The 24,885-nt window shown below is 60.5% G+C and carries 21 protein-coding genes; 9 read left to right on the top strand and 12 right to left on the bottom strand.

Translation table 11 applies throughout. From position 1 onward, the window contains the following. Positions 1-2: 2 nt before the first annotated feature. Both ligD and J3P90_RS14015 read right to left on the bottom strand, forming a co-directional pair. Positions 3-1,991, bottom strand: coding sequence for a DNA ligase D (gene ligD, locus J3P90_RS14020; RefSeq protein WP_420766854.1), 1,989 nt, complete (start codon positions 1,989-1,991; stop codon positions 3-5). A 33-nt stretch (positions 1,992-2,024) separates the two neighbouring features. Continuing rightward, on the bottom strand, positions 2,025-2,915 hold the full coding sequence (locus J3P90_RS14015; RefSeq protein ID WP_420766855.1) for a Ku protein: 891 nt from the start codon (positions 2,913-2,915) through the stop codon (positions 2,025-2,027). Positions 2,916-3,136: 221 nt separating this feature from the next. On the opposite strand from J3P90_RS14015, the gene J3P90_RS14010 reads away from it, so the two are divergent. The 4 genes from J3P90_RS14010 (at position 3,137) to J3P90_RS13995 (ending at position 6,589) form a co-directional block, all read left to right on the top strand. Continuing rightward, on the top strand, positions 3,137-3,478 hold the full coding sequence (locus tag J3P90_RS14010) for a hypothetical protein (protein WP_434674902.1): 342 nt from the start codon (positions 3,137-3,139) through the stop codon (positions 3,476-3,478). A 40-nt stretch (positions 3,479-3,518) separates the two neighbouring features. After that, complete coding sequence (locus tag J3P90_RS14005; protein WP_434674901.1) at positions 3,519-4,667, top strand: PQQ-dependent sugar dehydrogenase; 1,149 nt, start codon at positions 3,519-3,521, stop codon at positions 4,665-4,667. Between the two features lie 256 nt (positions 4,668-4,923). Then, positions 4,924-5,931, top strand: coding sequence for a threonine ammonia-lyase, biosynthetic (gene ilvA, locus J3P90_RS14000; protein WP_434674900.1), 1,008 nt, complete (start codon positions 4,924-4,926; stop codon positions 5,929-5,931). A 379-nt stretch (positions 5,932-6,310) separates the two neighbouring features. Then, entirely contained in the window at positions 6,311-6,589 is a 279-nt protein-coding gene (locus tag J3P90_RS13995; protein WP_420766886.1) for a DUF1652 domain-containing protein, read from the top strand. A 71-nt stretch (positions 6,590-6,660) separates the two neighbouring features. Here the strand turns inward: J3P90_RS13995 and J3P90_RS13990 are convergent, their stop codons facing one another. From J3P90_RS13990 to J3P90_RS13945, 10 genes are all read right to left on the bottom strand, one after another. Beyond that, positions 6,661-7,599, bottom strand: a complete 939-nt coding sequence (locus J3P90_RS13990) for a carbohydrate kinase family protein (protein WP_434674899.1) — start codon at positions 7,597-7,599, stop codon at positions 6,661-6,663. A gap of 12 nt (positions 7,600-7,611) precedes the next feature. Next, positions 7,612-9,099 carry a xylulokinase gene (gene xylB / locus J3P90_RS13985; protein ID WP_434674898.1) on the bottom strand — a complete coding sequence of 496 codons (1,488 nt, stop codon included), beginning with the start codon at positions 9,097-9,099 and terminating at the stop codon, positions 7,612-7,614. Between the two features lie 93 nt (positions 9,100-9,192). Next, on the bottom strand, positions 9,193-10,674 hold the full coding sequence (locus J3P90_RS13980; protein ID WP_434674897.1) for a mannitol dehydrogenase family protein: 1,482 nt from the start codon (positions 10,672-10,674) through the stop codon (positions 9,193-9,195). Between the two features lie 16 nt (positions 10,675-10,690). After that, positions 10,691-11,794: an ABC transporter ATP-binding protein gene (locus J3P90_RS13975; RefSeq protein ID WP_434611291.1), complete on the bottom strand. Its 1,104-nt coding sequence runs from the start codon at positions 11,792-11,794 to the stop codon at positions 10,691-10,693. 39 nt (positions 11,795-11,833) lie between these two features. Beyond that, entirely contained in the window at positions 11,834-12,664 is an 831-nt protein-coding gene (locus tag J3P90_RS13970) for a carbohydrate ABC transporter permease (protein WP_014338173.1), read from the bottom strand. Positions 12,665-12,674: 10 nt separating this feature from the next. Further along, positions 12,675-13,607: a carbohydrate ABC transporter permease gene (locus J3P90_RS13965; protein WP_030142680.1), complete on the bottom strand. Its 933-nt coding sequence runs from the start codon at positions 13,605-13,607 to the stop codon at positions 12,675-12,677. 164 nt (positions 13,608-13,771) lie between these two features. After that, the gene (locus tag J3P90_RS13960) at positions 13,772-15,082 is read right to left on the bottom strand and encodes an ABC transporter substrate-binding protein (protein ID WP_434674896.1); all 1,311 of its coding nucleotides are present in this window, start codon (positions 15,080-15,082) and stop codon (positions 13,772-13,774) included. 294 nt (positions 15,083-15,376) lie between these two features. After that, on the bottom strand, positions 15,377-16,282 hold the full coding sequence (locus J3P90_RS13955; protein WP_420766863.1) for an AraC family transcriptional regulator: 906 nt from the start codon (positions 16,280-16,282) through the stop codon (positions 15,377-15,379). Positions 16,283-16,364: 82 nt separating this feature from the next. Then, positions 16,365-17,654, bottom strand: coding sequence for a glycosyltransferase (locus J3P90_RS13950; RefSeq protein ID WP_434674895.1), 1,290 nt, complete (start codon positions 17,652-17,654; stop codon positions 16,365-16,367). Positions 17,655-17,730: 76 nt separating this feature from the next. After that, positions 17,731-18,102 carry a response regulator gene (locus J3P90_RS13945; protein ID WP_420766865.1) on the bottom strand — a complete coding sequence of 124 codons (372 nt, stop codon included), beginning with the start codon at positions 18,100-18,102 and terminating at the stop codon, positions 17,731-17,733. A 257-nt stretch (positions 18,103-18,359) separates the two neighbouring features. Here J3P90_RS13945 and J3P90_RS13940 point away from each other — a divergent pair, with 257 nt between their 5' ends. Genes J3P90_RS13940 through J3P90_RS13920 form a run of 5 tightly spaced genes read left to right on the top strand, consistent with a single transcriptional unit; the run spans position 18,360 to position 24,879 of the window. Beyond that, entirely contained in the window at positions 18,360-21,839 is a 3,480-nt protein-coding gene (locus J3P90_RS13940; RefSeq protein ID WP_434563934.1) for a response regulator, read from the top strand. After that, entirely contained in the window at positions 21,839-22,654 is an 816-nt protein-coding gene (locus tag J3P90_RS13935) for a CheR family methyltransferase (protein ID WP_420766867.1), read from the top strand. Before J3P90_RS13940 ends, J3P90_RS13935 begins: the two co-directional genes overlap by 1 nt. After that, the gene (locus J3P90_RS13930; RefSeq protein WP_420766868.1) at positions 22,651-23,238 is read left to right on the top strand and encodes a chemotaxis protein CheB; all 588 of its coding nucleotides are present in this window, start codon (positions 22,651-22,653) and stop codon (positions 23,236-23,238) included. Before J3P90_RS13935 ends, J3P90_RS13930 begins: the two co-directional genes overlap by 4 nt. A gap of 5 nt (positions 23,239-23,243) precedes the next feature. Beyond that, positions 23,244-24,509 carry a hybrid sensor histidine kinase/response regulator gene (locus J3P90_RS13925; protein WP_434611303.1) on the top strand — a complete coding sequence of 422 codons (1,266 nt, stop codon included), beginning with the start codon at positions 23,244-23,246 and terminating at the stop codon, positions 24,507-24,509. After that, the gene (locus J3P90_RS13920) at positions 24,502-24,879 is read left to right on the top strand and encodes a response regulator (protein ID WP_030142671.1); all 378 of its coding nucleotides are present in this window, start codon (positions 24,502-24,504) and stop codon (positions 24,877-24,879) included. Before J3P90_RS13925 ends, J3P90_RS13920 begins: the two co-directional genes overlap by 8 nt. Positions 24,880-24,885 lie beyond the last annotated feature (6 nt).

Here is a 24,885-nt window from a genome sequence, read left to right as displayed (position 1 = left end):
GTTCAGGAACCGGGCTTTTCAGCCTCCAGCTGTGTCCACATCCTGGTGGTGATCCGCTGGCGATGGCTATAACCTTCCCACGGATCGGCGCCCAGGCCCTTGGCCCGCTCCAGCGCCGTCTGGATGTCCCATTGCTGGGCGTTGCGCAGGCCGTCCAGTTCGTCCCGTGCTATCGGGACCGAAACCGGCAGGCCTGGTCTTGCGCGCACCGAGTAGGCGGCCACGGTGCTGGCGCCACGGGCGTTGCGCAGATAGTCGACAAACACCTTGCCCACTCGGTTCTTCGGCCCCATGGTCGCGGTGATTCGTTGCGGCATCTGCCGGGTCAGGAATTGTGAGATGGCCTTGGCGAAGGCTTTGGTGACATCCCACCCCTCGCTGCGCGCCATCGGCACGATGACGTGCATGCCTTTGCCACCGCTGGTCTTGAGAAATCCTTGCAAGCCCAGTTCGTCAAGCACCGACAAGGTCATGCGTGTCGCTTCCAGCATGGCGCTCCAGGGCAGCGACGGGTCGGGGTCCAGGTCCAGGACGAACAGGTCGGGTGTCTCGATCCGGTCATGGGTCGCCGTCCAGGTGTGCAACTCCACCGCACCCATCTGCGCGGCGCCGACCAGCGCATGGACGCTGTCGATCTCCATCAGCGCCGCGTGGCCTGGGTCCAGGTCCGGGTCCAGCTGTTTGATATGAGGGATCTCCAGGCGGTCGGCATGTTTCTGGAAGAACAGTTCTTCGCCGATCCCCTCCGGTGCCCGCACAAGCGCGACCGGGCGCAACTTGAGGTGGGGCAGGATCCACGGGGCGATGTCCAGGTAGTATTGCGCCAGCTCTGCTTTTTGCACGCCGCTGACGCTGTCGACGACGCGGTCGGGGTGGGTGATCACCACGCCGTCGACCTTGGCGGCGTTGGCCTTGGTCCGACGCTTGGGCTTGGGGGCCGCCGCTTTTATCGGCATGGGCTGTTCGCGCACAACGCGACTGGCTTGCCCGTCGCCCGGTAGCTCAAGGAATACCGCCTGGCGGACCAGGCCGTCGCCGGTCCATTCAGCGAATTCGACTTCGCAGACTTGCGTCGGCTCGACCCAATGCACGCCGCGTGCCTGTGCGCCGCTGAGCGGTTTGTCCAGCGGTGAGGTTTCGCGCTCCTGGGCGCAGAGTTGTTCATGCAGTTGCTTGAGTTGGGACTGGCTGAAGCCCGTGCCGACCCGACCGGCGTACACCAGCCCCGACGGCCCGTTGACCGCCAGCAACAGTGCGCCAAAACCGCTGCGTTTGCCTTGCGGACGCGTGAACCCCACGATAACGAAGCACTGGCGCAGCCGACACTTGAGCTTGACCCAATCGGGATTGCGGCCGGAGACATAGGGGCTGCCCAGGCGCTTGCCGACCACACTGTCCAAGGAAAGGGCGGTGGCACTTTCGAAGATGTCGTGTTGGCTGGCGGAGAATGCCTCTGAAAACCGCAGGCGCTTGCTGGTGTTGTTCTTCAGGGCGTTCTTGAGTGCGGCGCGGCGTTCTTCCAAAGGTTGTTGGCGCATGTCGATGCCATTGAGAAACGGCGCGTCGAAAAGAAAGTAGACCATGTCGACGCTACGACCGATCTCGAAGGCCTGGCGCAGGGCAGGGAAGTCGGAATGGCCGGTGTCGTCGAGCAGCACCAGTTCCCCATCGAGCCAACAGTCACCCAGGTCCAACTTCGCCAGGGCGTCGGCGTGCAGCCTGAGCCGTTCGGTCCAGTCCGTGTGGCTGCGATTCAACAGGCGTACTTCGCCGTTCTCGATTCGCGCCAGGAGTCGATACCCGTGGAATTGGACTTCATAGCGCCATTCCCCCGCCGGTGGGTGCTCCACCGGCGTGGCCAGCGGTGGTGACAGACGTTCCGGGAGCCGGCCGTTGTCCACCTGTTCGCCCCGTCGGGCACGGGTACGAGTCGTTATTGGGTCCGCTTCCACATCGGACAGACGGGCAGATTCACTCTCGGCCTTGGCCATGACAGATTCCCTTGTATTGCAGGCGCCCGGGGTTTAGCCCTGGGAGGCCTTGGTGGCTTTTTTAGCTGGAGCGGATTTACGCGTCTTGGTCGATTTTGCCGCAGTCTTTTCGGCTGGTTTTTCCGGGGCCTTGCCCTTGCCGCCAAGGCTGCGCTTGAGCAGTTCGGTAAGGTCGATGACGTCGGCGGTCTTGCGCTGTTCTTCGCCAGGGTCGGTTTCCACCGCTTCGAGCCGGCCTTCGGTGGCCTTTTTCTCCACCAGCTCCATGATTTTTTCCTGGAAACTGTCGCGGTACTCCTGGGGCTCCCAGTCACCACTCATGTCTTGCACCAGGCGTTTGGCCATCTCCAGTTCGCCTTTCGCCAACGTGGGGTTGGTCACTTCGTCGCCCAGTTCCAGTACATCGAGTTCGCGGACTTCGGCAGGCCAGCGCAGCATCACCAGCACCAGGGCCGATTCCAGCGGCATGAGCGCCGCCAGGTGCTGGCGGGTATGCAGCACCACATTCGCCAGGGCGACTTTGTTGGTCTTGAGCAGGGTCTCGCGCAGCAGCGCATAGACCTTGCCGCCGCGCTTGTCCGGCGCCAGAAAATAAGGCTTGTCGATGTTCTGTAGCGGGATCTTCTCGCTGTCGACAAAAGAGAAAATGTCGATGGTCTGGGTGGACTTGGGGTGGGCTGCGCGAATTTCCTCCTCGCTGATCAGCACGTATTGACCCTTCTGGTACTGCACGCCTTTGACGATGTCATCCTTGGTCACTTCCTTGCCGGTGACCTTGTTGACACGCTTATACCCCACCGGATCCATGCTGCGTTTGTCCAGCCAGTCGAAATCCACGCCTTGGGACGCTGTGGCCGACACCAGCGCCACGGGAATGTGGACCAGTCCGAAACTGATTGCGCCTTTCCAGATTGCCCGTGCCATGGTGCATTTTTCCTTACCGGTGAGTGGTCTCTCTGGTGACCCCACTGGCTTGGGAAAAGTTTCCGCCGGGCGCCGGCTGGCTGCGGTTGACGTCCATGGGAGGCCGCAGGCGGAGATGCCTCGTTACATCTTCAGTGGGATATTTCGCTTAACAACAACGAACCTGCGGCGTAGCGTGCTTTCGATATGCCGGTATCGTCTCGTGTTGCAGGGAGGTTTCCATGAACAGGCGGGTGCTCGCCTTGATAGCGCTTTTCATGAGCGCTACGGCCCAGGCCGTTACCCCGGTCACCGGGCCCGTGTTGCTAGCGCAGAACGTGCCGGGCTACAACAATCCGTACAACAGCCCGATCCGCCGGGCCAACCCCAACAGCATGCAGGGCACCCAGCCCAACGTGCCAACCATTCGCAGCAACCCGACGGTGCCGGTGCCGCGGCCCCCGACCCTGGAAAATGGCGGTATCGGCAACGGCTATCCTCGGGCTGGCTCGCCAGCCGGTTCGCCACGGCCGACGATCGAATCTCCGACACCCCCCAGGAACACGAACAACGGCAATCGCTGAGGCGCCGTCCTGATCCATGTCACCACAGAAGGAAGTGTGCATGTTGCGTAAAACATTCCGGGCCACCCTGTTTGCCAGCGCGATGGTGGTCTTCGCTACACCGGTCTTCGCCGCGCAAGTCCAGGCATTGAAGAGCGAGGAGGGCACCCTCGAAGTCACGACGGTAGCAAGGGGGCTCGAGCACCCTTGGTCCGTGGCGTTCCTGCCTGACCAGCAAGGCATGCTGGTGACGGAGCGCGCCGGCAACCTGCGGTGGGTTAGCACCGATGGAAGATTGTCTGCACCGCTGAACGGTGTTCCGCGGGTCTGGGCCAAGGGACAGGGCGGTTTGCTGGATGTGGTGCTGTCTCCGGACTTCAAGCAGGACCGCACGATCTACCTGTCCTACGCCGAGGCCGGGGAGGACGGCAAGGCCGGCACTGCCGTGGGTCGGGGGCAATTGTCCAAGGACTTGAAAAGCCTTGACGGCTTCGACGTGATTTTCCGACAGCAGCCCAAGCTCTCCACTGGCAACCACTTCGGTTCCCGCCTGGTGTTCGACCGGGATGGCTATCTCTTCATTACGCTTGGGGAGAACAACGACCGTGCCACCGCCCAGGACCTGGACAAGCTGCAGGGCAAGATCGTGCGGGTCTACCCCGACGGCAAGGTGCCTGACGACAACCCCTTCATCGGCCAGAAAAACGTACGCCCGGAGATCTGGTCATACGGCCTTCGTAACCCCCAAGGCGCTGCGCTGAACCCCTGGAACGGCACGTTGTGGGAAAACGAGCACGGCCCCAAGGGTGGTGACGAGATGAACATCATCGAGCGAGGCAAGAACTATGGCTGGCCGTTGGCGACCCATGGCGACAACTATTCCGGCGCGCCGATTCCCGAGGCCCAGGGCAAGACTGTCGAAGGCACCGTAGGGCCGCACCACGTCTGGCAGGTATCGCCGGGGCTCAGCGGCATGGCGTTCTACGACAACGATCGTTTCAAGCCTTGGCAGCGCAACGCGTTTATCGGCGCGCTGGTGTCCAAGGACCTGATTCGCCTGGAGTTCGAAGGTGACAAGGTCGTTCATGAAGAGCGCTTGCTGGGTGAGCTCAAGGAGCGCATCCGCGATGTTCGCCAGGGCCCGGATGGTTTCCTCTACGTATTGACGGACGAAGATGACGGCGCGTTGTACAAGGTCGGACTGAAGTAATCGCGATGCGATGAAACTAAAGTTGTGGCGAGGGGATTCACCCCTTCGCCACAAGATTGCAGCGACTTGATTTCCGTTGACTTACCGCTTCGTCGCGGCTAATTTCCAGCCATGACTTCCACCGTATTGCGCAGCCAGCCAAGCATTATTACCGCCACTCCTGATTGGCGGGCTAGCTGACGGCTGCACCGAACCCGCCCTAGAGGCGGGTTTTTTCTTTCTGTCTCCAGGGCTTCTTCAGAACCAGGAGACCGCCATGACCCCGACCAGTGCCGAGCTGGATTTGCTGGAACAGTATGTAAAAAGGATCCTTGCCGCCCCGGTCTACGAGCTGGCGGTGGCCACACCGTTGCAGGCGGCACCCGCGCTATCCCAGGCCCTCGGCAATCAGATCCTGCTCAAGCGTGAAGATCTGCAGCCGACCTTTTCTTTCAAGATCCGCGGTGCTTACACCAAGTTGGTGCAACTGACCCCGGAGCAGCGCAGCCGTGGGGTCATCACCGCCTCGGCGGGCAATCATGCCCAGGGCGTGGCGCTGGCGGCGCGGGAGCTGGGCATTTCGGCCTGCATTGTGATGCCGCAGACCACGCCGCAATTGAAAGTGACAGGTGTACGCAGCCGAGGCGCCGAGGCGTTGTTGCACGGTGGAAGTTTCCCGTTTGCCTTGGCGTTCGCGTTGGAACTGGCTCGCCGCAGCGGGCGGGAGTTCGTTTCACCGTTCGACGATCCGGATGTTATCGCCGGGCAGGGAACCGTTGCGATGGAGATCCTGCGCCAGCATCCAGGCCGATTGGACGCGATTTTCGTTCCAGTGGGCGGCGCAGGGCTGATCGCCGGGGTGGCGGCATACGTCAAATATCTACGCCCCGAAGTCCGCATCATCGGCGTTGAATCAGAACACTCCGCCTGTCTTCAAGCCGCGCTGGCAGCGGGTGCGCGGGTGACGCTCCCCAGCGTGGGCACTTTTGCCGATGGTGTGGCGGTGGCGCAGATCGGCGCCCACGGTTTCGATATCTGTCGCTTCTGTGTCGATGATGTGATCACCGTGACCAATGACCAGCTCTGCTCGGCGATCAGAGATATTTACGACGATACACGTTCGATCACCGAACCCTCCGGTGCACTGGCGGTAGCGGGAATCAAGCAACACGTGGCGCAAAGCGGAGCGCAAGGGCAAACGTTCGTTGCTATCGATTCTGGTGCCAACATTAACTTCGACAGCTTGGGCCACGTGGCGGAACGTGCTGCCGTGGAAATCGCTTGATGTTGAACCGTCAGGCGAACTTTTTTGAATCAGCCGACGGACGCCCGGCCATCAAGTCGAAACAGTGGCTACTCTGAGCGTGGCAAGTCGAACTGACTGATTGCAGTTTGCATGGAAGAAAGGCCCTCGCCATGCATTTTGCATGGTCCTTCCAGGGGCGTTACTGGCTAAGTCATTGATTTGTAACAGTCTGGAAGTATTCAGACATGGGCATATTAATTGCGGGTAAATACAGGAGCCCGATCTACGGGCCCCAACACCAGAAAACGCCAAAATGAACGAACGGCACGGCATTCACAGTCCAGTCCGCAGGGAAGAAACGGACGAAAATACCGCCGTCGTGAACATGAATTGGCTGGCTCAACAGGAGAGAGTTGCCATGTTTTTATCTGCCCTCGAAATGCGAAACATCATCGAAAGCAGCCTGCTGCCCAAGCGGTCGCAATGCACCTTGTCACCGGACTTGTCCATGACCGTCAAGATCTACGACGATCATGAAACCGATCGCGTAGCACTGGTCAAGAGCGACATCGATGCCACCAAGCTCACGGGCTGCCGGGCGATCAATGATCTGATTGCCGAGCTGCGAACTGAACTGGATCACGGTCACGGTTCAGGCAATTATTTTCATCAGCAGCACCGAATGAACGGGCGCTAACCCCAGCCCAACCTAAGCAAGCCTGACGCCCGGGTCCGATGTGTTCGAACCCGGCGTCGAGTCATTCCTTTCTAATCAAGCTGCTGGCGGTACGGCAAATCCGGTCCGGTTTTGGCGCAGGTCAACGCAGCAGCGCGCATCGCGAAGTCGAGCATCTTGCCGATTTGCCCAGCGTCCAGCGAATGCAAACCCTCCACATTATCCAATCGCTGTTCGGTCAGCCAAGCGATCAACGCCGCCTGGAACGTGTCGCCTGCGCCCACGGTATCGGCAATTTGCACCGGGCAAGCGGGGAGCGACCACACCCCATGCTGACGGCTGAACACCGTCGCGCCCTGGCCCCCACGGGTCAGGAACGCCAGTTGGCAGCGGTGTTCCAGCCAACCTGCGATGACATCCTGTGGATCGCGGTCGGGATAAAGAAGGCTCAAGTCCTCGTCACTGACTTTGATCAGGTCGGCGTACGGTACCAGTGTCGCTATTCGCGAACGCCAGAGCTCGATATCCGGTTGCGGGTTGAGCCGCACGTTCGGGTCCAGGCTGATCAGGCGTTTGCCGCTCTCGCGTTGCACGAGCGCAAGCAATGTATCGCCAACGGGTTGCACCACGAGGGAAAACGAGCCGACGTGCAAACCGCGCACCTCCGGGCCCAGGGTCGGCAGATGGTCGAGGCTCAGTTGGCGGTCCGCGCAGCCTTCGCCACGGAAGCTGTAATGCGGCGAGCCGTTGGCCCCGACAGCTACCATCGCCAAGGTCGTTGGCACATCGAAGTCGTGGGCGAACCGGGTGCTGACGCCTTCGTCGACCAGCACTTGGTGCAGACGACGACCCAGATAGTCGGCGGAAAGCCCGGTAAACAGCGCTGATTCGACCCCCAACCGCCGCAGCCCCACCGCCACGTTGAAGGGCGAGCCGCCGGCAATCGCTTTGTAATTCACTTGGGAAGCCGGGGTTCGTGCTTCATTTGCGCTGAAGAAATCAAACAGCGCTTCACCACACACCAAATACATAATTGCCTGCTCTCAAAGGGTTGCGACGTGTTGCCGGTAACGTTCGTAGGCGTGTTGCGACGCCGCGACATGCTCGATGACGGGGCGGGTTTCGCTGGCCGGGTCGAGCGTGACGCAGCGTTCGCACAGATCGGCCAGGGATTCTTGCGCGCCGCCATGGCACCACGCAGCCTGGATTGCCCCGCCCAGGGCCGCCGCCTCGCTCTGCTCGGTGCAGATGACGGTGGTGTCCATGATATCCGCGACGATCTGCCGCCAGACCGCGCTCTTCGAGCCGCCGCCGATCAGGCGGATGCTCTGGGCCTTGAGGCCATTGGCACGCAACAGGTCCAGGCCGTAGCGCAGGCCGAATGTCGTGCCTTCGACCACCGCGCGGCACAGGTTGGCCCGGCTCAGGTTGGTGGTCGTCAGGCCCAGCAGGGCGCCAGTGGCGTGGGGCAGGGCGGGGACACGTTCACCGTTGAGGAATGGCAGCATCCAGACGCCCTCGGCGCCGATCGGTGCCTGGGATACCAGGGTGTTGAAGGTGTCGATGTCCAGGTCCAGCAGCTCGCGCACGGCCCCGGTGGCGTTGGTCAGGTTCATGGTACAGATCAGCGGCAGCCAGCCGCCGCTGGAGGAACAAAAGGTCGCTACCGATGGCTGCGGACTGACGGTAGGCTCCGCTCCATAGGCGTACACGGTGCCGGAGGACCCGAGGCTCATGGTAATCACGCCGGGCTGGATGTTGCCGGTGCCGATGGCGCCCATCATGTTGTCTCCGCCACCGCTGGACACCACCGCCTCGGGGTTCAGCCCCAGGTGTGCGGCGATCTCCGGTAGGATCCTGCCGACAGGGTGGTGAGCCTCGATCAGTTCGGGCAAAGCCGATTGCAGCCGGCCGCTGGGGTCGATATGCCGCAACAGCGCCACGTCCCACTGACGGGTGCGTACGTTGAAATAACCCGTACCCGAGGCGTCGCCATATTCGCTGCAATGGCGACCGGTGAGCCAGTGGTTGAGGAAGTCGTGGGGCAGCAGGACGCTGGCGATGCGCTCGAAGACCTGGGGGTGCTGCTCTTGGGTCCAGAGCAATTTGGATACCGTATAGCCCGGCGCGATCACAACGCCGAGGCGTTCGAGGCTGCCGCTTTCACCGCCCAGGTGCGCCAGCAGCCGATCGTTTTCCGGGGTGGTCTCGGTGTCGCACCAAAGCTTGGCCGGGCGCAGGACCTGGCCTTGGTCATCCAGCAGCACCAAGCCATGCTGCTGCCCGGACACGCCGATGCCGAGAATCGCCTGGCCATCGACCCCGGCGGCGGCCAATGCCTGGTGCGTCGCCTGGGTGAATGCGTCGAGCCACTGCTGGGGCTCTTGTTCACGGCGGCCGTTGGCGCCGCTGATCATGCTGTGGGCCGCGGCGCCCAGGCCGAGTACCTGGCCGCTGGCCGCGTCGAGGATCAGCGCCTTGGTGCCTTGGGTGCCGCAGTCGATGCCCAGGAACAGTTGTTGGTTTGCCATGGAAATCCTCGGATCAGCATCACATTATCGTCGGGGACATACAGAACCTGTGGCGAGGGAGCAAGCTCCCTCGCCACGAAAGGCGGGCCGTACCTAGTCTTGATCCGCCAGCACTCGCTCAAGCGTCCGCGTTACCCCATGCTCGCGCAAGCTGTTGCAACACCATTCGAAGGCTGCCACGAATTCAGGTGAGCGAGGTATAGCCGTGCCGAAGATTTCTTCTACTTCCAACATCCGCTGGGTCACCAGGGCATCGTCAGCCACCAGCGCCTGGCAGAAAGCCGCGCGAGGGTCGGGAATTGAATAGACCGCGCCATTCTCGTCCACACCCTTTAGATACACCGCCCAGGCCGCCACCACCAACGCCGCGCGGCGGGTCTCGCCGCCGTCGGCAATCAGGCGATTGAGGGTCGGTACGGTGAACTTCGGAAATTTCGACGAGCCATCCGAACACACCCGTTCCAGTTGGTCGGCGATGGCCTGGTTGGAGAAGCGCTCCACCAGGGTGTCCTTGTACAGCGTCAGATCGATGCCGGGTACGGGCGCCAGTTGGGGCGTGACGTCCAAGTCCATGTAGGCGCGGATGTAGCGCACGAACAACGGGTCGTTCATGGTTTCGTGGACGAAGCGATAACCCTTGAGGAAACCCAGGTAGGTCAGGGCGAGATGGCTGCCGTTGAGCAGCTTGATCTTCATTTCTTCGTAAGGCGAAACGTCGTCGGTAAATTGCACGCCGACATTCTCCCAGGCCGGGCGACCGTTGACGAACTTGTCTTCCAATACCCACTGCACGAACGGCTCGCATACCACCGGCCAAGCGTCATCGATGCCATGCTCGTCATGCAACTGCAAGCGGTGGGCGCCACTGGTCATCGGGGTGATGCGGTCGACCATGGCGTTGGGGAAACTCACGTTGCGGTCAATCCATTGCCCCAGCGCCGGGTCACGCAGCGCGGCGAAGGCCAGCAGCGCCTTGCGCGTCACCGCGCCGTTGTGGGGCAGGTTATCGCAAGACATCAAGGTAAACGCCGGCGTCCCCTCGGCGCGGCGCTTGGCCAGGGCTGCGCACAGAAATCCAAACACGGTCTTCGGCGCGTCGGGGTGGGCCAGGTCGTGCTGGATCTGCGGCAGGTGGGCCATGAACTCGCCGTTGCTGTCGTCGATGCAGTAGCCACCTTCGGTGATGGTCAGCGAGACGATGCGGATCTGCGGGTCGGCCAGCTTGTCGATCAATGCCTGGGTGCTGTCTTCGGCCAGCAGCATGTCGGTGATGGCACCGATCACCCGGACTTCGGTGTCGTCGGTGTCGCCCAGTTCATAGAGGGTGAACAGGAAGTCCTGGCCGGCCAGGTCGTCCCGGGCGCGGCGATCTTCGGGGCGCAGGCCTACGCCGCAAATGGCCCAGTCGAGGCCTTCGCCGGTGTTCATCAATGCATCGGTGTAATACGCCTGGTGCGCACGGTGGAAGCCACCGACACCGATGTGGGCGATGCCTTGGCGCCGGTCGTCCAGGTTATAAGCGGGCAGGACGACCTCTGCGTTGAGGTTGTGCAGGTTCTGTCGGTTGAGTTTCATCGCAAAATCTCGGCAATCAGGCGGCAGCGCGCAGCGCGCGGGAAACCGCTACGCCCTCGGCATCGAATAAGTGGCAGTGTTCGGCGTCCAGGTGCAGGTCCAGTTGCTCGCCGAATCGGCTCGCCAGGTCACCGCGCACGCGCATGGTCAGGGCTTCGCCGGAAGCGGTGATGACGTGACAGAAGGTGTCGCTGCCCAGGCGCTCGCTGACATCGGCGGTCACCCGCAGCGTGCAATCGCCCGGCTGGGCCAGGTTAAGGTGCTCCGGGCGAATCCCCAGGGTTACCGCGCCGCCGATGCTCAAGTTCGAGCCAATTCGCGGCAGGCTGATGCGAGTGCCGGCGTCCAGCAGCACTTCACAACCCTGGTCGTCCAGGCCGGTGACCTTGCCCTTGAGGAAGCCCATCTTCGGCGTTCCGAGGAAGCCGGCGACGAACAGGTTCGCCGGCTGATGGTACAGCTCCAGAGGCGAGCCCACCTGCTCGACGCGCCCGCTGTTGAGCACGACGACCTTGTCGGCCAGAGTCATGGCTTCGACCTGGTCGTGGGTCACGTAGATCATCGTCGCTTGCAGTTCCTTGTGCAGACGCGCCAATTCCAAACGCATCTGCACCCGCAGGGCGGCGTCGAGGTTGGACAGAGGTTCGTCGAACAGAAAAATCTTCGGATTGCGCACGATGGCCCGGCCGATCGCCACGCGCTGGCGCTGTCCACCGGACAGTTGCTTGGGCTTGCGCTCCAACATCGGCCCCAGTTCGAGGATGCGCGCCGCTTCGTTGACTTTCTTCTCGACGTCGGCCTTGGGCACGCCGGCCAAGTCCAGGGCGAAGGACATGTTCTTGCGCACGCTCATGTGCGGGTAAAGGGCGTAGGTCTGGAACACCATCGCCAGGTCGCGCTTGGCCGGGCTGACTTCAGTGATGTCGCGGCCGTCCAGTTCGATGGTGCCGTCGCTGACTTCTTCAAGGCCGGCGATCAACCGCAGCAGCGTGGACTTGCCGCAGCCCGACGGGCCGACGAACACCACGAACTCGCGGTCGTTCACTTCAAGGTCGATGCCCTTGATGATGGAGAAACCTTCGAAGCCTTTTTGCAGATTCTTGATTTTCAGGTTGGCCATGATGATGGGCCTCCACTTCTGATAACTGTGTAAGGCGCGTTATTTCACCGCGCCGAAGGACAAGCCGCGCACCAATTGTTTCTGGCTGATCCAGCCGAAGATCAGGATCGGCGCGCAGGCCAGGGTCGAGACGGCGGACAATTTGGCCCAGAACAGGCCTTCCGGGCTGGAGTAAGAGGCGATCAAGGCAGTCAGCGGCGCCGCTTTGGACGAGGTGAGGTTCAGCGACCAGAACGCCTCGTTCCAGCACAGGATCAGCGACAGCAGCACGGTAGACGCCAACCCGCCCTTGGCGATGGGCAGCAGCACACGAACCATTTCCTGCCACAAGGTGGCGCCGTCCAGCCGCGCGGCTTCGAGGATGTCGCGAGGGATGTCCTTGAAATAGGTGTAAATCATCCAGACCACGATCGGCAGGTTGATCAGCGTGTAGATGATGATCAGCGCAAGGCGCGTGTCCAGCAGGCCAAATTGCTTGGCCAGCAGGTAGATCGGCATCAGTACGCCCACCGGCGGCAGCATCTTGGTGGAAAGCATCCACAGCAGCGTGCCTTTGGTGCGCTGGGTTTCGTAGAACGCCATGGAGTAGGCCGCCGGCACCGCGATCAGCAGGCAAAGAGCAGTGGCGCTGAAGGAGATCACCACCGAGTTCCAGGCGAAGCTGAAGTAGTTGCTGCGCTCGTTGATGTGCAGGTAGTTCTCCAGCGTCGGCGCGAAGATGAACTGCGGCGGCGTGGCGAAGGCGTCGATTTCGGTCTTGAAGCTGGTCAGCACCATCCAGAAAATCGGGAAAAAGATCAGGATCGCGATGGCCCAGGCCAGCGTGCCCAACAGCAGGCTTTGCAGTCGACGGGATTGTTGAAGAGTCATGGCGACGGCCTCAGTGCTTGTCGGTGAGGTTTTTGCCGATCATCCGGACCAGGATGATGGCTGCGATGTTGGCGATGACCACGGCAATCAGCCCGCCGGCCGACGCCATGCCGACGTCGAACTGCACCAGTGCCTGGTTGTAGATCAGGTACGCAAGGTTGGTCGAGGCATAACCAGGGCCACCGTTGGTGGTGGTGAAGATCTCGGCGAACACCGACAGCAGGAAAATGGTTTCGATCATCACCACCACGGCAATCGGGCGGGCCAGGTGTGGTAGGGTCAAGTGCCAGAAAATCGCGATGGGGCCGGCGCCGTCCAGGCGGGCAGCTTCTTTCTGTTCCTGGTCCAGGGACTGCATGGCGGTCATCAGGATCAGGATCGCGAAGGGCAGCCATTGCCAGCTGACGATGATGATGATCGACAGCAGCGGGTAGTGCGCCAGCCAATCCACCGGTTGGGCGCCGAAGAGCTTCCACACCGAAGCGAGGATCCCGGAGACTGGATGGAAAATCAGGTTTTTCCAAATCAGCGCACCGACCGTGGGCATGATGAAGAACGGCGAGATCAGCAGCACGCGGACGATGCCGCGCCCAAAAAACTCGCTGGCCTCCAGCAACGCGCTGATCAACACCCCGAGGACGATACTGATCAACAGCACGCTGCCCACCAGCAACAGGGTATTGGTGGCGCCGGGCATGAAGCCCGAGTCGGTCAGGAAATAGGTGAAGTTTTCCAGCCCGACGAATTCGTTTTCGCCGGGGTACAGCAGGTTGTAGCGGATCATCGAAAAGTAGACGGTCATGCCCAGGGGCACAATCATCCACAGCAGCAACAAGGCGACCGAAGGGCTGACCAGGAACCAGCCGGGGTTGGCCAGGCGGATCTTGCGGGCCGGCGGGGCTATTTCGATGGGGGCTTTGACTGTCGTTGTTGAAGTATTCATGAGTGCTTACTCTTATGCGACGCGTTTCCCTGTGGCGAGGGAGCTTGCTCCCGCTGGACCGCGTAGCGGACCCATATCGATAGGCAATCTTTCAGATCGCCAGGGCGGGCTTCGCCCGCCAGCGGGAGCAAGCTCCCTCGCCACAAATGGATACCTACAGGCCTTTACTTGGGATACCCGGCGCGCTTCATCTCGCGTTCGGTGGTGGATTGCGCGGCGGTCAACGCCTGGTCCACGGTTTGCTGGCCGGTCAGTGCGCCCGAGAAGAACTTGCCTACCTGGGTGCCGATGGCCTGGAACTCGGGAATGGTGACCAACTGGATGCCGATGTAGGGCACAGGCTTGAGGGTGGGGGCTTTCGGGTCGGCGACTTTCAACGATTCCAGCGTTACCTTGGCAAACGGCGCGGCCTTCATGTACTCGTCGCTGTAAGTGGAGGCGCGGGTGCCCGGTGGTACGTTGGCAATGCCATCAGTCTTGGCGACCAACTGGCCGTACTCCTTGGACGTTGCCCAAGTCGTAAACACTTTGGCGGCTTCCTTGGCTTTGGAACTGGCCGGGATCGCCAGCGACCAGGAGTACATCCACGACGTGCCTTTTTCGGTTTTCTCGTGGGGCGCGAAGGTGAAGCCTACGTGATCGGCCACCTTGCTCTGGGTCTTGTCGGTCACGAACGAGCCCGCGACGCTGGCATCGACCCAGACCGCGCACTTGCCGCTGTTGAACAGGGCCAGGTTTTCGTTGAAACCGTTGCTGGAAGCGCCCGGCGGGCCGGATTTCTTCATGTTGTCGACGTAGAAGTTCAGGGCATCCTTCCACTCGGGTCCATTGAATTGCGGCTGCCACTTCTCATCGAACCAGCGCGCGCCAAAGCCGTTGGCCAGGGTCGTGATCAGCGCCATGTTCTCGCCCCAACCGGCCTTGCCCCGCAGGCACAGGCCATATTGTTCCTTGGATTTGTCGGTGAGTTTTTGCGCGAACTCTCCGATCTGGGTCCAGGTCGAGTGCTCGGGCATGGTCAGCCCGGCGTCCTTGAACAGGTCCGTGCGGTAGTAAGTGATCGAGCTTTCGGCATAGAACGGCAGGGCGTATAGCGAACCCTTTACCGACAAGCCATCGCGCACGGACGGGAAAATGTCGTCCAGGTCATAGGCGGCCGGCAGGTCTTTCATCGGTTCCAACCAGCCTTTGGCGCCCCAGAGTGCGGCTTCGTACATGCCAATGGTCAGCACGTCGAACTGACCGCCCTGGGTGGCGATGTCGGTGGTCAGGCGCTGGCGCAGGACGTTTTCTTCAAGCACCACCCAGTTCAGCTTGATGTCCGGGTGCTCGGCCTCGAAGGTCTTCGAAAGCTTTTGCATGCGGATCATGTCGCTGTTGTTGACGGTGGCAATGGTCAGGGTTTGTGCGCCGAAACTGACGCTGCTGAGGGTCATGCAGGTGGAGACAAGCAGAGCTTTTACCGAAGGTTTCATCGCGCACTCCTTTTCCGCGCCCACGGGCTGCAGAAGGACAGTTATTGTTTTTGTGTCTTCCGGATGAGAGGAAGAATGTGCGCTGATTACAGCCCTCAATGGACGGCATGACAAATCATCCGTCGCACTTTTACTGATACTTTTTTGCACTGAGTGAAATTCGCGAAAAACCTGTGGCGAGGGAGCTTGCTCCCGCTGGGCTGCGCAGCAGCCCCATTTTGGGGCCGCTTCGCGCTGGAGCGCCAGCCCGGCCCAGCGGGAGCAAGCTCCCTCGCCACGGGGGGCGGTGAAAATTCAGCCCTGGTTCTGCTCGGTCAACCGCTGCACCGCCAGCCGCCGATAATGGGAAGGCGTCATGCCCTTGAGTTGCTGGAAGCGTCGGTTGAAGTTGGAAATATTGTTAAAGCCCGACTCAAAGCACACATCCGTCACCGGCTTGTCGCCGTCGGCGAGCAGCTCGCAGGATTTGCTGATGCGCAGCCGATTGACGAACTCGATGAAGCAACGCCCGGTGGCTTGCTTGAACACCCGGCTGAAATAGGTGGGTTTCATCCCCAGGTGCTCGGCCACTTCTTCCAGGGGCAATTCCCGGGCGTAGTGGGCAAAAATATAGTCCACCGCGCGGTTGGTGCGGTCGATGCTGTGCTCATCAGCCGCTTGTGGCGCGGTGGCGCCAGAGAGCAATTGATAGTCATCGCAGCTGGCCAACAGCTCCATCAGGATGAAAAAGTAGCCGAGCCGGCTCATGCCCTGCGCGTCGGCGATGCGCTGCATCAAGGTCATGGCCTGGCGGACGGTGCGCTTGCAGCGAAACTCGATGCCGTGTTGAGCGCGTTCGAGCAGCGGCGCGAGCGTCTTGAGCTCGGTAAATACCTGGTGCCCACTTTCAAACAGCTCATCGGTGAAATTCACCAGCATGTCGCGCTTGGCCACCACTTCGTCCTCGGCGACCTGGCTGATCCAGTTATGGGGCAGGTTGGGGCCGGTGAGGAACAGCGATTGCGGGGAGAAATTGCCGATGTAATCGCCAATGAAAACCTTGCCCGAGCTGGCGACGATCAGGTGCAGCTCGTATTCCTTGTGGAAATGCCAGCGCACCAGCGGACAGGGAAAACCGTGCTGGCGGTAGATGATGGACAGCCCGTTGTGGTCGTCCATCAACTCATAGGAAGGGTCGGTGACTCTGGCTGTGCGGGTCATGGGTTTGGCGCTTTTGTTGTTATCGCCGCTGGATAATGCCCCCTTCGCCGCCCGGGTTCCAGCCCTCGGAGCGACGATTGAGTCAGCTGTTGCGGTTCTTTTCCTCGATCCATTGGGACATGTACTGGGTGCTCTTGTGCTGGTGGTGGCGCAGCATGCTGCCGGTGAAATTGTCCCGACGGCGCCGCGCAAGGTCGACGCGGCAGGCATTGATACTGTCAATCAAGGCAGGGCCGTGGACCTGCCTGCGAAAACGTTCCGCGAGCAAGGCCAACCCGGCCCCCTGGGCATGGGTCCAGCGCGCCTGGTCGGTATACAGCTGTACGGCGGCTTCGGCGATGGCCTCGGCGCTTTGCGCGATCACCCCGGGCCAGGGCATGCCGCCGTGCATGGCTTCGGCACCTATGGGCGTGGTGATACTGGGCGTGCCGCATAGCATGGCTTCGATCAGCTTGCCCTTGATGCCGGCGCCGAAACGCAGCGGCGCCAGGCAGATACGTGCCCCGGACATGACCTGCAAGGCGTCCTCGGCCCAGTTCATGATATGAAACCCTTGGGCTGGATTATGCAGTGCCGCTGCCTTGGGCGGGGTGTAGGCCCCGTAGAGATGCAGCTGCGCACCCGGCAATCGTTGGCGAATCAGTGGCCATATAGCGTTTTTCATCCAGAGCACGGCGTCCCAGTTCGGTGCGTGGCGGAAATTGCCGATGCTGAGAAAATGCGCTCGGTCTTCGAAGGGCACGAACGGCTCGGTCGGCAAGTCCAGCATCAACGGGCACCAGAGCAACAGCTCGCGGGGCACCTTGAAGTGTTCCACCAGCAGCTCGATCTCGAACTCAGATACCATCAGGTTCAGGTCGCAACGCAAGAGGGCTGCAATTTCCCGCCTTGCCATGTCAGTGTCCGCCATCAGCTCGAATTCCTCGCGCAAGGCCGGGGCGAACAGGTCGCTGAAGTCCTGGGAGGACTCATCGGACTTCAAGCGGTCTTTCAGTCGCTGATGCCGTGCATGGCGCAGGCTTTGCAAATCCGAGGTTTCGAGCACGCGCAGGGCGTCGGGGCAGTGCTTTTCGACCCGCCAGCCAAACTGCTCTTCCATCATGAATTGGTCGAACAGGACGATGTCCGGCGCCAGCTCACTGATAAACACATCAAAACTGCTGCTATTGAGCTCGATCGGTACTTCCCGGATGCCCAGGCCAATCAGGTCGGCGCGGTTCTCACCGGGTCTGGCGGGGCTGCTGAAGGTGATGTCCCAGCCTTGTTCGAGAAAGGCTTCGAGCAGTTGCATGACATGCCCGCCGGCCGCCGATGAGCGTGGCTCGGGCCAGACGTAGCCGATAACCAGGACTTTGGTGGTGGGGTGAGGCATGACGGGCAATCCTTGGAGCATTTTCAGGCGCAATCGGCGCGCGGGGCGCCGATAGTGACCAACAATGCGTCCACGCTCAAGAAAGAATCTTTTGGACCTTGTCGCGCAATTGATCGATGGAGAACGGTTTGCCGATGACGCTCATGCCTTCTGGCACGTCGATGCTTTCGGCGTAGCCGCTGGCGAACAGGATGGGGAGTCCGGGGCGCACTTCGCGTGCTTTTGTTGCCAACTCGCGACCGTCCATGGGCAGCATGCTGACATCCGTCATCATCAGGTCGATGGAACGGTCCTTCTCCTCCAGGAGCTTAAGCGCCTCTTCGCCACCTTCTGCCTCCAATACCTCGTATTCCAGTTCCTCCAGCACGTCGACAATCAACATGCGCACGATGTTGTCGTCTTCGACGACCAGGATGGTGGGAGGGGTGACAGGGGCAGGGACGGACATAATGGACTTCTCGGAAGGTGGAATCGTAAGGGCTTGGTAATAACCGGCCGTAATGCATGAGTAAGTCGAGAGGCGGCACAAGTTCCCGAAGCTGTACAAGAAAGGATCTATAGTACAAGAGCTGACAAGGATAGTCGCATCCTTACAACCGGGGTACAGCGCCTTGGATTTGCGACCTTGAATCGTCAGAAATGTGGATCCAGTCCGTATTTTTGGGCAAACTCCATGATTTTCAACTGCTCACCAAGGCCTTTTCCATGACTCCTTCGTCTTCGGTCGACGAACAAAGTTTTCGCAAGCTTCTGAGCCGTAACATCAGCCTCCCCTTGGGTATCGGTGCGCTCAGCGCGGTGTTTTTCATCGTGCTGATCACCTACCTTCTCTCGGTGATCCAATGGGTCGGGCACACCGACCGGGTGATCAATAACGCCAACGAAGCGCTGAAGCTGAGCGTTGACCTGGAAACAGGCATGCGCGGGTTCCTGCTGAGTGGCGACGAGCACTTCCTCGACCCCTATGAAGTGGCCAAGCCCCGGATTGCGGTAGCACTGGACACATTGTTGGAACTGACAGCCGATAATCCGGTACAGACCGACCGCTTGCGCCGGATCGAGGCACTCCAGGTGGAATGGGCCAATTACGCCCAAGGCATGATCGATCTTCATCGCAGCGGCGGCGACTATCGCGGTGCGCTCAAGGCCGGGCGGGGCAAGCGGTTGACCGACGAAATACGCAAGACCTTCGAGGATGTCGTCGAGACCGAGCAACAACTGCGCGCCGAACGTAACGAACAGGTGCGCACCACCACGGTCTGGAGCATCGCTCTGTATCTGCTGTTCGTCGCCGCAGTCAGTGGGCTGCTGGCCTATGTTGGCCGTCGGGATCTGCTGACTCTGTCTGGCAACTACAGCGCCAGCCTGAAAGTCCAGCAGGAGAGTGCCTTGCACCTGGAGAAACAGGCCTGGTTGCGCAATGGCCAGACCCAGTTGGCGGAACAGGTCCTCGGTCAGTTGAGCTTGAATCTGCTGGGGCGCAACATCTTGCAGTTTTGTGCCCAGTACCTGGGCACCGTGGTCGCCGCCCTTTATGCACGGGAAGAAAACGGCACGCTACGGCGTATCGCCACCTATGGCATGTCCAAGGAGGATGACGAACTCCAGCAGGTCATCATCGATGGCGAGGGCATCGCCGGGCAGGCCGTGCGGCAGGGGCGTCTTATCCGGCTGGACGATGTGCCCCAGGATTATCTCAAGGTCAGCTCGGGGCTCGGCGAGGGACTGCCCAACTGCGTGCTGGTGGTGCCGACCCGTGACGATGACCGCATCAATGGTGTCGTTGAACTGGGCTTCCTGCGGCCGTTGACCGCGCGCGACATCGAGCTGCTGGAGCTGGTGGCCGGGAACATCGGCACGTCCATCGAAGCGGCCCGCTATCGTCAACGCTTGCAAGAAGTGCTGGCCGAAACCCAGCAGTTGAACGAAGAGTTGCAAGTGCAGCAGGAAGAGCTCAAGACCGCCAACGAAGAGCTGGAGGAACAGTCGCGCATCCTGAAGGAATCCCAGGCGCACCTGGAAGCCCAGCAACAGGAACTGGAGCAGACCAACGAACAACTGGCCGAGCAGCGCGACGCCATGGACCAGAAGAACAGCGAGCTGAACCTGGCCCAGATCCAATTGCAGGAACGCGCCGAAGAATTGCAGCGTTCGAGCAAGTACAAGTCCGAGTTCCTGGCCAACATGTCCCATGAGCTGCGCACACCGCTCAACAGTTCGCTGATCCTGTCCAAATTGCTGGCGGAGAACCCTCACAATAACCTCAGCGATGAACAGGTGAAGTTTGCCGAGTCGATCTACTCCGCCGGCAATGACTTGCTGAACCTGATCAATGACATCCTCGACATTTCCAAGGTCGAGGCCGGCAAGCTGGAAGTGCGGCCGGAAAACACCAGCGTGGCGCGTTTGGTGGAAGGGCTCCAGGATACGTTCAAGCCGTTGACGGCTGAAAAGGGACTGGACTTCGAGGTGCAGTTGCTGCCGGACGCGCCGTCGATGCTGTACACCGACCGCCAGCGCCTCGAACAGATACTCAAGAACCTGCTGTCCAACGCGGTGAAGTTCACCGAACGGGGTTCGGTCCAGGTGTCCGTAACCGGCCAGCCGGGCTCGGGCATTGCCTTCATGGTGCGTGATTCGGGCATCGGCATCGCCGCCGATCAGCAACAGAGTATCTTCGAGGCGTTCCGCCAGGCCGATGGCACCACCAACCGCCGCTATGGCGGCACCGGGCTGGGGCTGTCGATCTCCCGAGACCTGGCGACCTTGCTGGGCGGTTCGATCTCGGTGACCAGCGAGCCAGGGCAGGGCAGTGTCTTTACGCTGGTCTTGCCGGAGCGTTACGTCGAGCCCGGGGAAAATCCGGTGAATCCAGTGACCTTTACCCCGACCGCAACCGTGCCTGCAACGACCCGTGCCCCGGCACCCGTGCCGCTGATTGCCGAGGTGGACGCACCCCTCCCGCAATTCGCCGACGACCGGGACAAGGCGCCGTTCGATTCCCGTTGCATCCTGGTCATCGAGGACGAACCCAAGTTTGCCCGCATCCTGTTCGACCTCGCCCATGAGCTGGGCTACCAGTGCCTGGTGGCCCATGGCGCCGACGAAGGCTTTGATCTGGCCCTGCAACTGAGTCCCGATGCCATTCTGCTGGACATGCGCCTGCCGGATCACTCCGGGCTTACCGTTTTGCAACGCCTGAAGGAACAGGCCCAGACCCGCCACATCCCGGTGCACGTCATTTCCGTCGAAGACCGCGTCGAAGCGGCGATGCACATGGGCGCCATTGGTTACGCCGTCAAACCGACCACCCGGGAGGAGCTCAAGGACGTGTTTGCGCGCTTGGAGGCCAAGCTGACCCAGAAGGTCAAACGGGTGCTGTTGGTTGAAGACGATGACTTGCAGCGCGACAGCATTACCCGTCTGATCGGCGACGACGACATCGAGATCACCGCCGTAGGCCTGGCGCAGCAAGCCCTGGACCTGCTGCGCAATAACGTCTACGACTGCATGATCATCGACCTCAAGCTGCCGGACATGCTGGGCAATGACTTGCTCAAGCGCATGTCCAGCGAAGAGATCTGTTCATTTCCGCCAGTGATCGTCTACACCGGGCGTAACCTGACGCGGGATGAGGAAGCGGAGCTGCGCAAATATTCACGCTCGATCATCATCAAGGGCGCCCGCTCGCCGGAACGCCTGTTGGACGAAGTCACTCTCTTTCTGCACAAAGTCGAATCCCGGTTGTCCCATGAACGACAGCGCATGCTCCAGACCGCCCGCAGCCGCGACAAGGTCTTCGAAGGCCGCAAGGTGCTGTTGGTGGACGACGATGTGCGCAATATCTTCGCTCTGACCAGCGCCCTGGAGGCCAAGGGGGCGATCGTGGTGATCGGGCGCAATGGGTATGAGGCGATTGATCGCTTGAATGAAGTGGAAGACATCGACCTGGTGCTGATGGATGTGATGATGCCCGAGATGGATGGCTTCGAAGCGACCACGCTGATCCGCAAGGACCCCCGCTGGCGCAAATTGCCGATTATCGCCGTGACCGCCAAGGCCATGAAGGATGATCAGGAGCGTTGCCTGGCGGCGGGCTCCAACGATTACCTGGCCAAGCCGATTGACCTGGATCGCCTGTTCTCACTGATTCGCGTGTGGTTGCCGAATATGGAAAGAATCTAGTGGAACGAAACACAGACATTGAGCTTCGTTTGTTGATCGAAGCGATCTACTTGAAGTACAGCTACGACTTTCGCGACTACTCCGGCGCTTCCATCAAGCGCCGGGTGCTGCATGCGTTGAACCAATTCGAATGCAAGACCATATCGGCCTTGCAGGAACGTGTGTTGCACGACCCTGGCGCATTCATGCAACTGCTGCAGTTGCTGACGATCCCTGTCAGTGAGATGTTTCGCGATCCTGCGCATTTCCTTGCCATCCGCGAGGAAGTGGTGCCGCTGCTCAAGACCTACCCGTCGATCAAGATCTGGATCGCCGGTTGCAGCACAGGGGAGGAGGTCTATTCCATGGCCATCCTGCTAAGAGAAGAGGGGTTGCTGGATCGTACGTTCATTTACGCCACGGACATCAACCCGCGCTCCCTGGAAAAAGCCAAGCAGGGCATCTTTTCCCTGGAAAATGTCCGGGCCTACACCCAGAATTACCAGCTCGCCGGCGGTAAGCGTTCGTTTGCCGACTACTATACGGCCGCCTACGATTACGCGATGTTCGACAAGACCTTGTGCAAGCATGTGACCTTTGCCGACCACAGCCTGGCAACCGATAGCGTATTTTCAGAAACCCAATTAGTTTCATGTCGTAACGTATTGATCTATTTCAATAAAAAGCTGCAAGATCGCGCTTTCGGGTTGTTTCATGAGTCCCTTTGCCACCGTGGGTTCCTGGTGTTGGGGAGCAAGGAGACGCTGGATTTTTCGGCGTTCAGTGCGCAGTTCGAACCGCTGGTCAAACAGGAACGGATCTATCGCAAGTTATGAATCCACTGACGGACAGATCCAGCCACTTGATCGAAGCAGTCGTCGTCGGCGCATCCGCCGGCGGCGTCGAAGCGTTGCTCAAGATTTTCAGCCACTTGCGCAAAGGCTTCAGCCTGCCTGTGCTGGTGGTGTTGCATTTGCCCGATGAGCGGGACAGTCAGTTAGCCCAGGTATTGCGTCATCGCCTGGCGATACCCGTTGAAGAAGCCCGCGACAAGCAAGACATCCTTCCGGGCACCTTGTACGTTGCAACCCCTGGTTATCACCTCTCGATCGAGGCCGACCGTAGCCTGTCGCTGAGCCTCGAAGAGCCGGTTCACCATTCGCGGCCGTCGATCGACGTGCTGTTCGAGTCAGCCGCCGATGTCTATGGCCCTCGTCTGCTGGCGGTGGTATTGACCGGCGCCAACAGTGATGGCGCCCTAGGCTTGGCCAGGGTCAAGGCGCTGGGCGGCATCACGGTCGTCCAGGACCCGAAGGAGGCGCAGGTTTGCACCATGCCTGAAGCGGCCCTTAGCTTGCACGAGCCTGACCATATCCTAACTTTGCAGGGCATCGGCCAATTGCTGGCCGGGCTGGAATGAACTAAATGCCAAGAGATATTCAAGCCAAACTGCTGATCGTCGACGATCTGCCTGAGAATCTGTTGGCCCTGGAAGCGCTGATCCAGCGCGATGACCGCGAGGTGTTCAAGGCCTTGTCGGCGGACGAAGCGCTGTCGCTGCTTTTGCAACATGATTTTGCCTTGGCGATCATCGATGTGCAGATGCCGGGCATGAACGGTTTCGAACTGGCCGAGTTGATGCGCGGCACGGAAAAGACCCGCAGTATCCCGATCATCTTTGTCAGCGCGGCCGGCCGGGAGCGCAACTACGCGTTCACCGGCTACGAAAACGGCGCGGTGGACTTCCTGCACAAGCCGCTGGATACCCATGCGGTCAAAAGCAAGGTCAATGTGTTCGTCGAACTTTATCGCCAGCGAAAGGCGATGAAGGAGCAAGTGCTTGCCCTGGAGCAGAGCCGCCGGGAGCAAGAGCTGTTGCTTGAGCAATTGCAAGCCACTCGCGGCGAGCTGGAGCAGGCCGTGCGCATGCGCGATGACTTCATGTCGATCGTCGCCCACGAAGTCCGCACGCCACTCAACGGCCTGATCCTGGAAACGCAGTTGCGTAAAATGCACTTGGCGCGGGACAACGCCGCCGCCTTCACCCTGGATAAAGTGAAGGCGATGGTCGAGCGCGACGAACGCCAGATAAAGAGCTTGATCCGTTTGATCGAGGACATGCTGGACGTATCGCGGATCCGCACCGGCAAGTTGTCCATCCGTCCGACCCGTTTCAATCTGACGGCGCTGGTTCAAAACCTGCTGCACAACTTTCAACCACAGATCAGTGCCGCCGAATGCACCGTGACTTGTACCGCCGAACCTTCGGTGGAAGGGCATTGGGATGAGTTTCGTATCGAGCAGGTGGTTTCGAACCTGCTGACGAACGCGTTGCGCTATGGCTGCAAGAGCCCGATTGAGGTGCGCGTTTACCAGACGTCGGAGCATGCCTGTATCGAGGTCCAGGACCACGGGATCGGGATCAGCGAAGAGAACCAGAAGCGTATTTTTCAGCAATTCGAACGGGTGTCGTCCAAGGCCGCCGCCGCCGGCCTGGGCCTTGGGCTGTTCATTTCCGAGCAGATCGTCACCGCCCACGGCGGCATCATCACGGTCAACAGCCGCCTCAACGAAGGGGCGTTGTTTCGCGTTTGTCTGCCTTTTCAGAAAACTGGCGAACGGACGCAACCTCTGAGCGACCCCAGGGTCGTATCAGCAGCTATTGATTCAACAAAGGCTTCTCATGAGTGAAGATGCGCAAGACGTTGTATTGATCGTCGAGGATGACCCTTCGATCCTGATGGTGCTGTCGGCCTATCTTTCCGGGGAGGGGTATCGGGTGCTGCAGGCTGAAAACGGCGAGCAGGCGTTCGAGATCCTGGCGAGCAAGCCTCATCTGGACATGATGATTACCGACTTCCGTCTGCCCGGGGGTATTTCCGGGGTGCAGATCGCTGAGCCGGCGGTGAGGTTGCGTCCGGACCTGAAGGTTATTTTCATCAGTGGCTACGCCCAGGAAGTGCGCGAGACGGATAGCCCCATTACCCGCAAGGCGCCGATTTTGGATAAACCGTTTGATTTGGATGTGTTGCAGGGGATTATGCAGGGGATGTTGTCTTAGTTTTGT

Source organism: Pseudomonas sp. D3-10 (genome assembly GCF_051132175.1).
In the GTDB taxonomy this organism is placed as follows: Bacteria; Pseudomonadota; Gammaproteobacteria; order Pseudomonadales; family Pseudomonadaceae; genus Aquipseudomonas.
Note: the sequence above shows the minus strand (reverse complement) of the source record. Positions and strands in the feature narration are given on the sequence as shown.

Excerpts from the sequence above, each read along its gene's own strand:
- ligD (WP_420766854.1), bottom strand. The coding sequence starts at position 1,991 with ATGGCCAAGGCCGAGAGTGAATCTGCCCGTCTGTCCGATGTGGAAGCG.
- J3P90_RS14015 (WP_420766855.1), bottom strand. The coding sequence starts at position 2,915 with ATGGCACGGGCAATCTGGAAAGGCGCAATCAGTTTCGGACTGGTCCAC.
- J3P90_RS14010 (WP_434674902.1), top strand. The coding sequence starts at position 3,137 with ATGAACAGGCGGGTGCTCGCCTTGATAGCGCTTTTCATGAGCGCTACG.
- J3P90_RS14005 (WP_434674901.1), top strand. The coding sequence starts at position 3,519 with ATGTTGCGTAAAACATTCCGGGCCACCCTGTTTGCCAGCGCGATGGTG.
- ilvA (WP_434674900.1), top strand. The coding sequence starts at position 4,924 with ATGACCCCGACCAGTGCCGAGCTGGATTTGCTGGAACAGTATGTAAAA.
- J3P90_RS13995 (WP_420766886.1), top strand. The coding sequence starts at position 6,311 with ATGTTTTTATCTGCCCTCGAAATGCGAAACATCATCGAAAGCAGCCTG.
- J3P90_RS13990 (WP_434674899.1), bottom strand. The coding sequence starts at position 7,599 with ATGTATTTGGTGTGTGGTGAAGCGCTGTTTGATTTCTTCAGCGCAAAT.
- xylB (WP_434674898.1), bottom strand. The coding sequence starts at position 9,099 with ATGGCAAACCAACAACTGTTCCTGGGCATCGACTGCGGCACCCAAGGC.
- J3P90_RS13980 (WP_434674897.1), bottom strand. The coding sequence starts at position 10,674 with ATGAAACTCAACCGACAGAACCTGCACAACCTCAACGCAGAGGTCGTC.
- J3P90_RS13975 (WP_434611291.1), bottom strand. The coding sequence starts at position 11,794 with ATGGCCAACCTGAAAATCAAGAATCTGCAAAAAGGCTTCGAAGGTTTC.
- J3P90_RS13970 (WP_014338173.1), bottom strand. The coding sequence starts at position 12,664 with ATGACTCTTCAACAATCCCGTCGACTGCAAAGCCTGCTGTTGGGCACG.
- J3P90_RS13965 (WP_030142680.1), bottom strand. The coding sequence starts at position 13,607 with ATGAATACTTCAACAACGACAGTCAAAGCCCCCATCGAAATAGCCCCG.
- J3P90_RS13960 (WP_434674896.1), bottom strand. The coding sequence starts at position 15,082 with ATGAAACCTTCGGTAAAAGCTCTGCTTGTCTCCACCTGCATGACCCTC.
- J3P90_RS13955 (WP_420766863.1), bottom strand. The coding sequence starts at position 16,282 with ATGACCCGCACAGCCAGAGTCACCGACCCTTCCTATGAGTTGATGGAC.
- J3P90_RS13950 (WP_434674895.1), bottom strand. The coding sequence starts at position 17,654 with ATGCCTCACCCCACCACCAAAGTCCTGGTTATCGGCTACGTCTGGCCC.
- J3P90_RS13945 (WP_420766865.1), bottom strand. The coding sequence starts at position 18,102 with ATGTCCGTCCCTGCCCCTGTCACCCCTCCCACCATCCTGGTCGTCGAA.
- J3P90_RS13940 (WP_434563934.1), top strand. The coding sequence starts at position 18,360 with ATGACTCCTTCGTCTTCGGTCGACGAACAAAGTTTTCGCAAGCTTCTG.
- J3P90_RS13930 (WP_420766868.1), top strand. The coding sequence starts at position 22,651 with ATGAATCCACTGACGGACAGATCCAGCCACTTGATCGAAGCAGTCGTC.
- J3P90_RS13925 (WP_434611303.1), top strand. The coding sequence starts at position 23,244 with ATGCCAAGAGATATTCAAGCCAAACTGCTGATCGTCGACGATCTGCCT.
- J3P90_RS13920 (WP_030142671.1), top strand. The coding sequence starts at position 24,502 with ATGAGTGAAGATGCGCAAGACGTTGTATTGATCGTCGAGGATGACCCT.